Raw genomic sequence first — 13,761 nt, 5'->3', positions numbered from 1 at the left:
TCCACCAGTTCCAACACAACGGGCGATCCTCTTCGGAGGGTCGCCCGTTGTCGTATGTCCACAAGCCAACCCCAATGTGGGTTCCAGTCGGTCAGACTGCAACAAAGGCGCATTGATCCAGGCCCGGGCCGCGCAGAAGCCTCGGCGAAGACCCTGATTTCGGTGCTGAGATCAGGCGTCGGATCTGTGAACGAGGTCGGCGATCCAGGGCAATATGTCGGCGTATGCGGCCAAGGCTCCGGGTGCATGGTTCGCGCCCGTGATCGGGACGACCGGAAAGTCGTATTCGCGGTAGGTGACATCGGCACCGAGCTCCTGCCACCGTTCGAGCAGAGCCCGGGATTGCTCGATCGGTACGACGTCGTCCGCGACGCCGTGCGACAGGTAGACCGGCATGCTCGGTGCAATTCGGCCGACGGTGTTCGCATCGATCACGTCGACGATTCCGGGGTCGTTCAGGTGCGCGGTGAGTGGGCGTCCGTCGCGGGTGAGTTCGCTGGTGTCGAAAGCGTCGTTCGCTGCGCGGTCGGTGCTGCACCAATTCTGCGCGGCGTCGAGCAGCGCGGTGCCGTCGGCGTCGAACACGCTTCGGATCTCGTCGGCACGTTGGGGGTAGGCGTTGATCATGCCGTCGACCGCGAACAGGATGGCGCTGCCGAGTGTGGTGCCGTCGAGGGGCTCGATGTTGAGCGTCGGATCTGCCGGTGGCGCACCGACATAGGCGCCGACGATGTTGAGCTCGGGGGCATACCCATTGGCGAGTTCGGCCGCCGAGGCCGAGGCGAACCCACCCTCCGAGTACCCGTACAGCACCACCGGGGCGTCATCGTCGGCGGTTCTGGCTACGTCGAGCAACGCGTGTCCCGAGGCCAGACGGTTCAGATACGTGTGCCCGCCAGGAGTGCCGAGTCCCTGGTAGTCGGTCGCTACGACGCGATAGCCGGCCAGCAGTAGCGGCAGGATGGCGGGGGACGAGCCGACTGTGCCGAGAACCGCCGATCCAGCGCAGCGATCTGCCATCCCGGATGTGCCGGGCGCGTAGGCGATCACCGGTCGCGGTCCGGGACCGGGCCACGGCGCGGTGGGGGTCATCGTGTACCCGGAGACGGTCATGGGTTCGCCGTGCGTATCGGTGGAGGTGTACAGGATTCGTTCGATGTCGAAGCCGAGTCCGAAACCTTTGGGCGAGTTCATCGGTCGTACTCGCACCACATCGCCGGGCGAATGTCCCGTCGATTCCACCGGCAGGTCGTAGAAGTCCGACAGGGGATCGGCGACGACGGGTGCCGACAGCGTGACACCCCAGACGAGCGCCGCCGCCACGATCATCGCTGTTCGCCGCAGGCAACTGGTGGCTCGCTCGTTCGTCATCTCGAGATCTCCGCACTCGATGGCCCGGTCACCCCGCCGACGTTAGCCTGAGTATCGGCCCTATGAAGGGTCGACGACGAAAGGACTCGGTTCGATGCCAACACGTACCTCACGCACCGCATGGAATGGAACTCTCGAACAAGGTTCCGGCCAGGTGGAGCTGTCCAGTTCGGGTGCAGCGACGTTCGACGTGTCGTTTCCCAAGCGTGCCGCCGAGAACGCCGACGGCACCACCAGCCCGGAGGAACTGATCGCAGCGGCTCATTCGAGCTGTTACGCGATGCAATTGTCGGCGCTGATCGCCGAAGCAGGCGGTACTCCGCAGAGTCTCGAAGTCACCGCTGATGTCTCGCTCGGTCCGGATCAGCCCGGTTTCAAGCTCACCGGTATCAAATTGACCGTCCGCGGCGAGGTGGACGGTCTCGACGCCGACGGGTTTGCGAAGGCGGCGCAGGCAGCGAAAGAGACCTGCCCGGTCAGCAAGGCTCTCACCGGTGTCGAGATCACGCTGGACGCCGCGCTCGAAGGCTGATCGAACGGATCACCCGATGTGAGACTGGCGAACAGTCGTCAGGTTTGAAATAGTTCGTGAATCGACCCATCCACGGATGGTTCGGTGCCGAATCGAGGTCAAGCATCGGGTTAGATCGGCTGTTGCATACCTTCGGGGAATGTAACGACCAGCCTAGGAAGGATGTGCCCACCATGTTGTGGACGCGCTTCCTAGGCCTGGGTGCCCTCGCAGTCGCAGCGCACGCGGCAGCCCCGCACGGATTACCCCGCGACATCGTCTATGCAATCGTGGTCCTGGCCACAATGGCGGCATTCGTCTATCGGTACCTGCGCGAGAACGGTCCGGATCGGCGCACATGGAAGTACATGGCCCTCGGTGTCGGCTGTTGGGGCGTGGGCGACGGCTTGGTCGCCCTGATGCAGTACGGGGGCGGTCGGGTCTCGACTTTCTCGGCCGCGGACGTGCTGTTTCTGGCCGGGTACGTGATCATCGCTGTGGGGTTCGCGCGTGCGGCCGACGAGAACGGGCTCGTTTTCGGTCTGGAAGAGCTGCTCGAATGTCTGGTGGTCGCAGTGGGCGTCGGTCTGGCCGCGTGGATGTTCGTCGTTCCCGGCGACTGGACGGGGCCGCTGGCCTCGATGCTCTCGTTCCTGCCTGCGACCGTCTACCTGACCATCGACGCGTTCTTACTCACTCTCATCGGCAGTCTCTATCTGTTGACGCGTTCGACCGGAATCCCGGTCGTGGCTGCCACCATCGGCACAGTGCTTCTCACCGTGTCCGACTTCGCCACCTACTCTCGGCTCGACGATGTCGAGCTCTACCGCTCGCTGATCCCGAACACGCTGTGGCTGGCGGCCTACGTGTGCTTCGGAGTCGTTGCGCTGTTCGTGCCGGAGCGGGCGGTCGCACGGATCGAGCGGCCCAGTCCGTTCAGGTTCGGGCGAGCACGATTCGTCGGTCTGGGTCTCGCGGTTGCCGTCACCCCGGCGGCCATGGCCGTGCAACTGGCTCGCGGAGTGCCCGTCGCGCAGTGGGGTTGGGTGATCGTGCTGTCCTCTGCGTTGGTCATATCCCTGGTCGGCGGCAGGATGGCCTGCTTCCTCGGAACGCTGCGCAGGCAGGCTTCGGTGCTCGAGAACGTGGCACGAACGGATGCCGTTACCGGACTGGGCAACCGCAGGCTGCTTCGGGAGCGGCTCGACACGATGCTCGCCACGCGCGGCGAATCGGACGTCTTCACGCTCGTGGTCGACATCGACCGTTTCGCTCAGATCAACGAGACCTTCGGTTACAGCGTGGGCGACAGCGTGCTCCGCGAGATCGGCCATCGCCTCGTCGCCTCGGTGCGGTCCGACGATCTGGTGGGACGGTTGGGAGGCGATCAGTTCGTCGTGGCGATGCGTCGGCTGCCGGGCAGGACCGATATTTTCGACATGGCTCATCGGCTCCAATTCGCGGTCAGCAGAACGATGTTCGTGCACGACATCAACGTCGCCCTCGACGCGGCGGTAGGGATAGCGGCGTTCGAGGAGTGTTCGGGGGCGTCCGAGACGAACGGCGTCGACGGCGAGGCGATGTTGCAGCGAGCTCATGTGGCGTTGACGTCCGCGAAGGCAGGCCATGCTCGCATCGGTCTGTACGAGCCCGACATGGACCGAAACCGACACGACCAGATGCGACTGTTGGGCGAGCTCGACACGGCGATCCGTGACCATCAGCTCCGGGTGTTCTTCCAGCCGTGTCTCGATCTCGAGTCGGGCAGTGTCGACCGGGTCGAGGCTCTGCTGCGGTGGCTGCACCCTCGCGAGGGACTGATCGGGCCGTCGACGTTTCTCCCCGATGCCGAGCGCACCGGCATGTTGCCCGCCATCACCGCACTGGTACTGGACGAGGCACTCGCGCAGTGCAGCGCACTACGGCGGCGAGGCATCACTCTGTCTGTCTCGGTGAACCTTTCGGTTCGGAATCTTCTCGACGAGACACTCACCGAACAGGTCGCCGCGGCACTGGCGAAACACTCGGTACCGGCGCACGCCCTGGAGTTCGAGGTCACCGAAACGACAGCCATGACCGACCCGGTGCGATCGGTGGCTGCGTTGACCTCGTTGCGCAGCCTGGGGGTGACTCTGGCCATCGACGATTACGGGACCGGCTACAGCTCGCTGGCGTACCTGCAGACCCTGCCGGTGCAGACCCTCAAGATCGACCGCTCGTTCGTCTCGAAGATGAACTCCGACGACACCGACGCGTCCATCGTTCGCTCGACCATCGACCTGGCCCGCAGTCTGGGTGTGCGAATCATGGCCGAGGGCGTCGAGGATGCAGGCACCCTCGACGCCCTTCGTCGGCTGGGTTGCGATGCGGCACAAGGCTTTTACCTCGGTCGCCCGATGCCTGCCGAGCTGTTGTTCGACGCCGTGCACAAACTCGATTCCGATACGCCCACCAGACTGGAGTGGGAGCTCGCCCGTCAGCCCATCTGACGGGCGAACTGCGTCGTCACGAGGTGGCGGGCACGTCCAGCACGACCTCGAACTCCAGCAGCGACGCGCCCGACGCGACCGGCTTGCTCTCGCCGGAACCAGCGTGCGCCTGCCGTGACGGGCCACCGGACCAGGCCTGGAACGACTCCTCGTCCTCCCACTGGGTGACGACGAAATAGCGTGTCTCGCCCTTGACCGGACGGAGCAACTGGAACCCGAGGAAACCGGGCGAACCGTCGACCGTTCCGGCACGCGCGGCGAAGCGCTTCTCGAGCTCGGGGCCTGCGCCCTCGGGTACGTCGATCGCGTTGATCTTCACAATGGCCATTCTCGGGAGACTACCCCGCCGATATGCTCGGCGGTGATGCTCTACGACGAGGGTGGATCCGGCCGTTCGATACTGCTGCTGCACGGGCTGATGGGCAGTGCGGCGACGTGGCGACGCCAGATTCCGTGGCTCCGAGAATTCGGGCGGGTGCACACCTACGACGCCCCGGGTCACCGTCGGCCTCCGCCGCCCGAGCTGACGACCGAGGCGTTCGTGGACGACCTGATCGAGCACCTCGAAACGGTGGGTCCCAGTGTGCTGGTCGGTCATTCGATGGGAGCGCTGCACGGCTGGTGTGCGGCTGCGCGGCGACCGGATCTGGTCACCGCGCTCGTCGTCGAAGACATCGCGCCGGACTTTCGCGGTCGAACGGCGGACGGCTGGGCGGCGATGATCCGGGCGTGGCCGCAACCGTTCCCGGACGCCGACGCGGTACGCGCCTTCTTCGGAGATGTTGCCGGACAGTACTTTCTGGATTCGTTCGAGCTCAGCGACGACGGCTGGCGACTGCACGGTGACGTCGATACGTTCGAGGCCATTTCGCAGGAGTGGGGGACGCGGCACTTCTGGAACGAATGGGATGCCGTCCGTGCTCCGGTTTTGTTGATCGAAGGTGAGCACACCATCACGCCGGCCGGCCAGATGAGCCGAATGCACTCGGCCAAGCCCGGATCGGTATACGTCCGAGTCGAGGGTGCGGCGCATCTCGTTCACGACGAAGCCCCGGAGCGGTATCGCGACGCCGTCGAGGGGTTCCTGCGCACACTAGGATCATCCGAATGCCGCTCGCACAGCTCAACGGAATCGACCTGAACTACGACGTCACCGGTGACGGACCGCTCGTGGTTCTGGTGATGGGAACGGGAAGCCCGGGCCGCGTCTGGCGAACCCATCAGGTTCCCGCGCTGGTGAAGAGCGGATATCGCGTGGTCACATTCGACAATCGCGGTATCGCACCGTCGTCCGAGTGTGCGCGCGGGATGACGCTCGACGACCTGGTCGCAGACACCGCCGCCTTGATCGAACATCTCGGCGGCGGAAAGGTGCGCGTCGTCGGCACGTCGATGGGCGCACGCGTCACCCAGGAATTGGCGTTGGCGCGGCCGGATCTGGTGTCGCACGCAGTGATGATGGCCACCTACGGCAGGAACACGACGATGCGTCAGCAGCTGACGAAGGGCGAGAAAGATCTGTTCGACGCCGGAGTCGAACTTCCGGCCTCGTACCGGGCGGCGATGACTGCGATGCAGAACTTCTCGCCCAAGACTTTGGCCGACGAGGCAGCGATCGGCGACTGGCTGGCGGTGCTCGAATACTCCGGCGGCAAGAAGACGGCCGGTATGCGGGCACAGATCGGACTCGAAATGCGTGCCGGCACAGACAGATTGACAGCGTATCGCCGAATTTCGGCCAAGTCGCTCGTCGTCGGATTCGCCGACGACCGGCTCATCCCGGTGCAGCAGTGTCTTGAAGTAGCGGCGGCGATACCCGGTGCGCGCTACGTCGAAATCGCCGATACGGGCCACTTCGGCTACCTCGAACGACCCGATGCGGTCAATGCGACTCTGGTGGAGTTTCTGGCGTCCTAGCTGTCCGAACCCTCACCGGCCAGCGCGAACAAGCCCGATTCGGTCTGCTCGATCAAGCCGTCGGTCAACAGTGAGTCCAACGCGCGGTCACGCTGGGTTGGGTCGGTGGGCCAGACGATGTCGAGCTGAGCCCGCTCCACCGGCCCGGTGCTCTCCCGCAGGACCGACATCAGTTTGCCGCGTACCTGTCGATCGGTTCCGGCGAATTTCTGCACCTTCTTCGCCGGGCCGGTGTGCGCAGGCCGCCCGGCCTCGATCCAGGCGCACTCGGGAAGTGGGCACAGCAGGCACGCCGGATTCTTGGCGGTGCAGATGAGCGCACCGAGCTCCATCAACGCCGCCGAGTATCGGGCGGCGCGGGGCACGCTGACCGGAAGCAGTTGTTCGACGTCGGCCAAATCCCTTGTCGTCGAGGGATTTCCAGGCTCGGCGTTGCCGTGCAACGCACGCGCGACGACGCGTCGAACATTGGTGTCCACCACCGGAACTCGCTGGCCGTACGCGAAAGTCGCCACCGCCCTGGCCGTATAGGCCCCGATGCCGGGCAGGCCGAGCAGGGTATCGACGTCCCGCGGAACCTCGTCGCCGTAGTCCTCGGCGAGCACCCGAGAACACTCGTGCAGACGCAATGCGCGACGCGGGTACCCCAGCTTCCCCCACGCCCGCAGCACCTCGGCCTGCGACGACGCGGCCATCGCCGAGGGGACCGGCCATCGCTGCACCCACTGCTCCCAGATGGGAGCCACCCGCACGACGGGCGTCTGCTGCAGCATGATCTCGCTCATCAGGATCTGCCATGCGGTCACTCCCGGACGACGCCACGGCAGGTCGCGTCCGTCGGTATCGAACCATCCGAGCAGGGCCTCGGGATCGATCGGCAACTGTGCGCCCTTCTTCTCGTGTCTGTGACGGGTACCAACAGTAGTGAACCCGACTCGCCGGTAACCCGCTGCGCGTGCACCCGACTCGCCGGTAACCCGCTGCGCGTGCACAATGAGAGCTATGCCTGCTTCGAATCCGATCGCTGCCTGGAAGTCACTCAAGGAAGGCAACCAACGGTTCGTCTCCGGAGAGGTCCTGCATCCGTCGCAGGGTATCGAGGACCGCGCCCGGCTCGAGAGCGCTCAGCACCCCGGGGCCATCCTGTTCGGCTGCGCCGACTCACGCGTCGCCGCCGAGATCATCTTCGATCAGGGCCTCGGCGACATGTTCGTCGTTCGTACCGCCGGCCACGTCGTCGATTCCGCCGTTCTCGGCTCCATCGAGTACGGCGTCGCGGTGCTCAATGCTCCGCTGATCGTCGTGCTCGGACACGACCACTGCGGTGCCGTCCAGGCGACCGTCGACGCACTCGAGAGCGGTGACGTGCCCGGCGGCTACATCCGCGACGTCGTCGAGCGCGTCACCCCGTCGGTGCTCTCGGCCCGACGCGACGGCCACGAAGCCGTCGACGAGTTCGAGGCGCGCCACGTCCAGGAAACCGGCAACCTGCTGATGCAGCGTTCGCGCATCGTCGCCGAGAAGGTCGAAGCCGGCGAGCTGGCGATCGTCGGGCTCACGTACCAGCTGTCCAAGGGGCGTGCGCAGCTTCGCGAGGTCATCGGCGACATCGGCGAGCAGCCGGCCTGAACGGTCGAACAGCCCGCCTGACGGTCCGGCAGCCCCCGAAAGCCCGTTCGCCGGTGCGACACGCCGCGTGGGCTCAGGGATAGCGTGGCTTCGGCCGCATACGGTTGATTCGTGTTGGAACCGACCGGGCCATTGCCTCCCGAAATCTATTGGCGACGCCGCGCACTCGCCATCGGTGCGGCCGTTGTCGTCCTCGGCTTGATCGTGTGGTTCATCGCCTCGCTCAGCGGTCGTTCCGACGACCCCGAGGCCGCTCCGGCCGGGGTCGCAGCTCCGGCGACCACGTCCGCGCTGCCGTCGCCCAGCTCGTCTGCCACGCCCGGTGGTTCGGGTGGCTCCGGTGGTTCGGGTGAGGGATCGGGCGGTTCCGGTGGGTCCGGTGGTTCGGGCGGCGGTACCGACTCCGCGGCCGGCGGTGGCACGACAGCAGCAACGACCAGTGGTGCGCCCGCTCCGGCGATCGCCAACCAGTGCCCGGATCAGTCCCTCGCGATCAAGGTGACGCCCGAGAAGGCCACCTATCGCCTCGGCGAAGAGCCCGTGTTCACCGTCGTGATCACCAACATCGGGTCAGCGGAGTGCCAGCGCGACGTCGGTGCCGGGCTGCAGCAGGCGCTCGTCTACACACTCGACAATCAGCGCATCTGGTCCAACATCGACTGCTTCCCGAACGCTGCGTCGGATCTGCGAACCTTCAAGCCCGGTGAGCAGGCCGGCTTCACGGTGAAGTGGTCGGGCACCAACTCGGTTCCCGGCTGCGGTGAAGAGCGCGTCCCGGTCGGCGTCGGTGCATACCAGGCCATCGCGCAGCTCGGCGAGCTCAAGAGCGTGCCGGAACCGTTCAACATCACCGGCTGAGTACGGTCGAACCTCATGACCACCCCGACAGCGCTTGCCCGAGCGGCCTACACGACGCTCGAACCCTTCCATGTGACCGCGTACTTCAATCCTGAACTCGGATCTGCGTACGAGGACACCGGACTCGACGGTCATGCCTGGTACGTGGGCGCACGGGCCGCGCCGATGGGTCCGTGCGCGCCCAGCGTCGTCGCGGCTGCGTTCTACAACTTCAACCCGGTGTTGATCGAGCAGGCGTGGCCGGCCGCTGTGGCCGTCGGTCTGGATGCAGTGTCCGATCGCCGGTGGGCACTGCTCGACTCCGTCCTCGGCGCAGCATTGGGTTCCTTGGCCTCCGAGCCCGATCTCGCGACCATCGCGGAGCGACTGCGCAGCATCGGCGACGCGGCGTCCTTCGCCGGCCGTCCTCTCGCAGCAGCATGGCATTCCACCGAACGACCCGACGTGCCTCATCTCGCCCTGTGGCATTCGATCACCGTGCTGCGTGAATGGCGGGGCGACGGCCACCTCGCCGCCTTGATCGACGCGGAACTCGACCCCGCGGAAGCAGCGGTGTTCCACGAAGCTGTCCGTCCGACACCGCAGCCCGGGCGCCGAGCACTCGGCAAGCGCATCACACAGCTGACGCGACAGTGGTCCGAGACCGAATGGGATTCGGCTGCAGAACGACTCGCCGTCCGGGGACTGCTCACCACTTCTGCCGAGGGGGAGACGTTGACCGAGGCCGGCACCGCTCTCGATCGGCACATCGAGGATCGCACCGACGCCATGGCTTCGGCAGTGTGGAAGACCGTTCCGGATGCGGAGCAGCTGATCACGAGCGCACGGCCCTACGTGAAAGCCGTGATCGACGCTGGTTTCCTCCCGGGGACCAAGAAGCGGTAGGGGTTACCGGTTCTCCCAGTGGTCCCGGGTCACGGTCGTAGCGCTTCCTAGTCGTAGGGCCCGGAGATCGAGGCCTCTGCCAAGCGCGACAGCCCCTCTCGAATGTGCCTGGCCCACAGGCCGCCGATGCCGTCGACCGACTGCAGATCGGCTGCGGTGGCGGCAAGCAGGCCCTGCAAAGTGCCGAATGCGCCCACGAGTCGGTGAATCTGGCTGAACTGCAACCGCGGCACTCGCGTCAGTACGCGATAACCGCGCGGACTCATCGGGGTGTCCAACGCTTCGATGGTCGCGGGATAACCGAATGCCCGGGACAGAGTCGTCAGGTCCAACAGGTCGACATCGGTCAGCTTGTCCAGCGCCGCGAGCGCTTTCTCCACACCGGTGGTGCTCGACGGTTCGTTGCCGGCGAGATAGTCGCGCACGATCAGTTGACGGTCGATGTCGTTGTCGCCCAACAACTCTTCGAGCTGAAGAGCGAGCTGACGGCCGTCGGTACCGAGCTCGAGGACGTTCTGCTCGATTTCCACCGACACCCGTCGCACCATCTCGAGGCGCTGCGCGACGGTCAACGCGTCGCGCAGGGTCACGAAATCTTCGATCTCCACGACCGAGAGCTGACGCGTGTTCTCGTCGAGCCGGGCCTTGTATCGCTCGAGCGTGGCGACGGCCTGATTGGCGCGCGAAAGAATGGTGGCGGAGCCCTCGACGACGTGCCTGATGCCGCTGATGTAGACACTGACGATGCTCATCGACTGGCTCACGGAGACAACGGGATACCCGGTCTGCATCGCGGTTCGCTCGGCCGCGCGGTGTCGGGTGCCGGATTCGACGGTAGGAATCTTGTGGTCCGGGACGAGCTGAACATTGGCCCGAACGATGCGCTGCCCGTCGGTCGAAAGCACTACTGCGCCATCCATTTTCGACAGCTCGCGCAGTCGTGTCGGCGCGAACTCGACATCGAGCTCGAACCCGCCGTCGCAGATGGCCTCGACCTCTTCGTCGTAGCCCAGGACGATCAATCCGCCGGTGCGGCCGCGCAGGATTCGTTCGAGACCGTCCCGCAGGGCGGTGCCCGGTGCCAGTCGAGCGATGGTCTCGCGTAACGCCGGGGACTGCGCGGCGCCTTCCATGGCCAACCCCCTCGTGTCGTAACGGCATGCGGCAGATCTGGAGCTCGTGCCCAACAAAGACTAACGCGCCGCCGAATGCGGGCCACGCCGTTGCACACGGGCAGCGCCGTAAAGGGTACCGCCCGGTGTCATACCGGCCGCATACGCGTGTAGGTCAGGGCCTCACCGACGTTGGTGACGGTTTTGACCTTGATGCCGGGCGGGATGGGGCCCGCGTCCTCGGGGACGATGGCGTAGTTGAACCCCAGTCTGGCTGCCTCGGCGAGGCGGCGCCCGAGCCCGGCGACGCGTCGTACCTCGCCGGCGAGCCCTACTTCCCCCAGAATCACCATTCCTGCGGGCAACGGTTGATCACGCACCGCCGACGCCACCGCAGCCGCCAGAGCCAAATCTGCGGACGGCTCACTCGTGCGCATCCCGCCGACCGTCGCGGCGTAGACCTCGGCCTTGGACACCTTCACCCCGCACCGGCGTTCCAGTACGGCCAGAATCATCGCGACACGGGCGTGATCGAGTCCGCTGACCGCACGTCGCGGTGACGGCATGGCGGTGTCGACGATCAGTGCCTGCAGCTCGGCCAGCAGCGGTCGCTTGCCGTCCATCGTGACGGTGACGGCGGTCCCGGGGACGGCGTCGTTGCGGTGATGCAGGAACAGCCCGGACGGGTCACTGATGCCGACGATTCCGGTCTCCCGCAACTCGAAGCAGCCCACCTCGTCCGAGGCACCGAACCGGTTCTTGACGCCGCGAATCATGCGCAGCGTGGAGTGCTTGTCGCCCTCGAAGTTGAGGACCACGTCGACGAGGTGTTCGAGCGAGCGTGGGCCTGCCACCGCGCCTTCCTTCGTCACGTGCCCCACGAGCAGAACGGCGACTCCGGTGGTCTTGGCCAGAGTGGTCAACGCACTGGTGATGGCGCGGACCTGAGTGACACCGCCGATGACGCCGTCGACGTCGGCGGCGAGCATCGTCTGCACCGAATCGACGATCAGCAGGCTGGGCTTGACCTGTTCGACGTGTCCGAACACGGTTGCCAGATCGGACTCGGCGGCGAGAAAGACGCGCTCGTGCACCGCGCCGGTACGGTCGGCTCGCAGCCGAACCTGCCCTGCGGATTCCTCGCCGGTGACATAGAGCGCGCGGCGATCGGGAGCCGAACGAGCCCACCGATGCACCACCTCGAGCAGCAGCGTCGACTTGCCGACGCCCGGCTCGCCGGCCAGCAGAACGACCGAACCGGGGACCAGACCGCCGCCGAGGACACGATCGAACTCGTCGATGCCGGTGGTGTTCGCCTGCGAGGTTGCGCTGCTGATGGTCGTCAGTGCAGCTGCGGGCGTCGTCGGGATCATGGCGCCGCCGCCCGAGCGGAGCGCCGATGCACCTGCGCGCGACGTGAGTGGTGCCGCGGTGGCCTGGACCTCGTCCATCGAGCCCCAGTCGCCGCATTCGGGACACCGACCGACCCACTTGGAGACCGAATGATGACACGCGGAGCAGCGGTAGCTCGACTTCAGTTTGACCACGTCGGAAGCCTAACGATCGGCACCGACAGGTCCGGTGACCTCGTACGGAGGGGTCAGTGCCCGCCGCTGTGCTCGGAGACTGCCTCTTCGGAGCGCTCGAGTTCGTGACCGGCGTCGACGGGGACGTTGACGACAACATCGCCCGCATTCGCGAACTCGAAGGTGACCGGCAGCGTCAGGCCCGGGCGCACGTTCTCGCTGATGTCGGCCATTTCGACCTTGATGAGCTGGATCGGAAGCAGAGGATCGTCCAGCTGCGTGTCGGCGGGTGATCCGGCACCGAGCGCGGTCAGCGGAGCGATCTCGGTGCTGCCCGGTTCTGCCTCGTCGACGATGGTGACCTGAGCCTCGGGAGAGGAGATCCCGGTCAGCTCGTCCGCCACGGCGGGGTTGGCGTTGATGGCCGTGAAGCCGAGCTCGACGGTGCCGCCGGGCTCGATGCTGTACTCCTCGGAGGAGGGGTACACGACGTGCACGTTGCGAAGCTGAATGTCTCCGACGTCGACGGAATTGCCGTTGACCGCCGCGACCTGAGTGGCCGTCTGCGAGATCTGACCTGCGCCGCAGGCGGTGAGTACGAGGGTGCCACCAGCGAGAAGCGCGAGGGCGGCGGCCGTTCTGCGATGGCGGCCAAGCGGTGTCGCAGCGTCGATTGCAGTCACTTCGGTCGTCCTCCATGTGGTGCCGGGCCGGCTCGGTCCATCTCGTCCACTAGGCAGAGTAGTAGTTCTCGTCCACCGACCGCTCGTGGGGTCCGCCACTGCTCACGATGCGCCAGGTAGGGCAGCCTTCCGCACGGAACGGGGGTGTTACGACCGCGGCCGAAATGTGGCATCGGATACACGTCGAACGGTCTGTGTCAACCCCTGATTCGGCAGCACTGTGCCCCTGACCTGCGCCGTTGATATTGGGCGTGGTATTCTGGATAAATCGAAAGGGGCACTTGTCACATGATTTTCAAGGTCGGAGACACCGTCGTTTACCCCCATCACGGAGCGGCGCTGATCGAAGCGATAGAGACACGCACCATCAAGGGTGAACCGAGAGAGTACTTGGTTCTCAAGGTCGCGCAAGGCGACCTCACCGTTCGAGTCCCCGCGGACAATGCCGAGTACGTCGGCGTTCGCGATGTCGTCGGGCAAGAAGGCCTCGACAAAGTCTTTCAGGTGCTGCGCGCACCGCACACCGAAGAGCCCACCAACTGGTCGCGTCGCTACAAGGCCAACTTGGAGAAGCTGGCTTCCGGTGACGTGAACAAGGTGGCAGAGGTCGTTCGTGATCTCTGGCGTCGCGAACAGGATCGTGGATTGTCGGCAGGCGAGAAGCGGATGCTCGCCAAGGCGCGTCAGATCCTCGTCGGCGAGTTGGCATTGGCCGAGGGAACCGACCAGGCCAAGGCCGACACCATGCTCGACGAAGTTCTCGCCACCGCTTCGTAGAGT

At 65.7% G+C, this 13,761-nt stretch carries 14 protein-coding genes; 8 read left to right on the top strand and 6 right to left on the bottom strand.

What is annotated here, in order from left to right:
- Positions 1-171 precede the first annotated feature (171 nt).
- A complete protein-coding gene (locus tag J1M81_RS11685; protein WP_206498075.1) occupies positions 172-1,371 on the bottom strand; it encodes a lipase family protein in 1,200 nt (399 codons plus the stop codon).
- A gap of 94 nt (positions 1,372-1,465) precedes the next feature.
- Between J1M81_RS11685 and J1M81_RS11680 the strand changes: the two genes are divergently transcribed.
- Both J1M81_RS11680 and J1M81_RS11675 read left to right on the top strand, forming a co-directional pair.
- Positions 1,466-1,903 carry an OsmC family protein gene (locus tag J1M81_RS11680; RefSeq protein WP_027494355.1) on the top strand — a complete coding sequence of 146 codons (438 nt, stop codon included), beginning with the start codon at positions 1,466-1,468 and terminating at the stop codon, positions 1,901-1,903.
- Positions 1,904-2,076: 173 nt separating this feature from the next.
- Positions 2,077-4,371, top strand: coding sequence for a bifunctional diguanylate cyclase/phosphodiesterase (locus J1M81_RS11675; protein WP_094622827.1), 2,295 nt, complete (start codon positions 2,077-2,079; stop codon positions 4,369-4,371).
- 16 nt (positions 4,372-4,387) lie between these two features.
- On the opposite strand, the gene J1M81_RS11670 is transcribed toward J1M81_RS11675, so the two are convergent.
- Positions 4,388-4,699 carry an antibiotic biosynthesis monooxygenase gene (locus J1M81_RS11670; protein WP_027494354.1) on the bottom strand — a complete coding sequence of 104 codons (312 nt, stop codon included), beginning with the start codon at positions 4,697-4,699 and terminating at the stop codon, positions 4,388-4,390.
- Between the two features lie 36 nt (positions 4,700-4,735).
- On the opposite strand from J1M81_RS11670, the gene J1M81_RS11665 reads away from it, so the two are divergent.
- On the top strand, positions 4,736-5,512 hold the full coding sequence (locus J1M81_RS11665) for an alpha/beta fold hydrolase (protein WP_052053258.1): 777 nt from the start codon (positions 4,736-4,738) through the stop codon (positions 5,510-5,512).
- Positions 5,479-6,288: an alpha/beta fold hydrolase gene (locus J1M81_RS11660; protein ID WP_206498074.1), complete on the top strand. Its 810-nt coding sequence runs from the start codon at positions 5,479-5,481 to the stop codon at positions 6,286-6,288. The genes J1M81_RS11665 and J1M81_RS11660 overlap by 34 nt, the downstream gene beginning before the upstream one ends.
- Here J1M81_RS11660 and J1M81_RS11655 read toward each other — a convergent pair.
- On the bottom strand, positions 6,285-7,169 hold the full coding sequence (locus J1M81_RS11655) for an A/G-specific adenine glycosylase (RefSeq protein ID WP_032386079.1): 885 nt from the start codon (positions 7,167-7,169) through the stop codon (positions 6,285-6,287). The genes J1M81_RS11660 and J1M81_RS11655 overlap by 4 nt on opposite strands.
- 121 nt (positions 7,170-7,290) lie before the next feature.
- Between J1M81_RS11655 and J1M81_RS11650 the strand changes: the two genes are divergently transcribed.
- From J1M81_RS11650 to J1M81_RS11640, 3 genes are all read left to right on the top strand, one after another.
- Complete coding sequence (locus J1M81_RS11650) at positions 7,291-7,917, top strand: carbonic anhydrase (protein WP_027494350.1); 627 nt, start codon at positions 7,291-7,293, stop codon at positions 7,915-7,917.
- Positions 7,918-8,028: 111 nt separating this feature from the next.
- Positions 8,029-8,775, top strand: a complete 747-nt coding sequence (locus J1M81_RS11645) for a hypothetical protein (protein WP_027494349.1) — start codon at positions 8,029-8,031, stop codon at positions 8,773-8,775.
- A gap of 15 nt (positions 8,776-8,790) precedes the next feature.
- The gene (locus J1M81_RS11640; protein ID WP_032371515.1) at positions 8,791-9,660 is read left to right on the top strand and encodes a hypothetical protein; all 870 of its coding nucleotides are present in this window, start codon (positions 8,791-8,793) and stop codon (positions 9,658-9,660) included.
- A gap of 47 nt (positions 9,661-9,707) precedes the next feature.
- Here the strand turns inward: J1M81_RS11640 and disA are convergent, their stop codons facing one another.
- From disA to J1M81_RS11625, 3 genes are all read right to left on the bottom strand, one after another.
- Complete coding sequence (disA, locus tag J1M81_RS11635; RefSeq protein WP_027494347.1) at positions 9,708-10,793, bottom strand: DNA integrity scanning diadenylate cyclase DisA; 1,086 nt, start codon at positions 10,791-10,793, stop codon at positions 9,708-9,710.
- A gap of 128 nt (positions 10,794-10,921) precedes the next feature.
- Entirely contained in the window at positions 10,922-12,319 is a 1,398-nt protein-coding gene (gene radA / locus J1M81_RS11630) for a DNA repair protein RadA (RefSeq protein WP_027494346.1), read from the bottom strand.
- A 53-nt stretch (positions 12,320-12,372) separates the two neighbouring features.
- Positions 12,373-12,981: a hypothetical protein gene (locus tag J1M81_RS11625; protein WP_027494345.1), complete on the bottom strand. Its 609-nt coding sequence runs from the start codon at positions 12,979-12,981 to the stop codon at positions 12,373-12,375.
- Positions 12,982-13,269: 288 nt separating this feature from the next.
- On the opposite strand from J1M81_RS11625, the gene J1M81_RS11620 reads away from it, so the two are divergent.
- Positions 13,270-13,758, top strand: a complete 489-nt coding sequence (locus J1M81_RS11620) for a CarD family transcriptional regulator (protein ID WP_027494344.1) — start codon at positions 13,270-13,272, stop codon at positions 13,756-13,758.
- Positions 13,759-13,761 lie beyond the last annotated feature (3 nt).

The organism is Rhodococcus sp. KRD175 (assembly GCF_017168275.1).
Lineage (GTDB): Bacteria > Actinomycetota > Actinomycetes > Mycobacteriales > Mycobacteriaceae > Rhodococcoides > Rhodococcoides fascians.
This window is presented reverse-complemented; position numbering and strand designations above follow the sequence as displayed.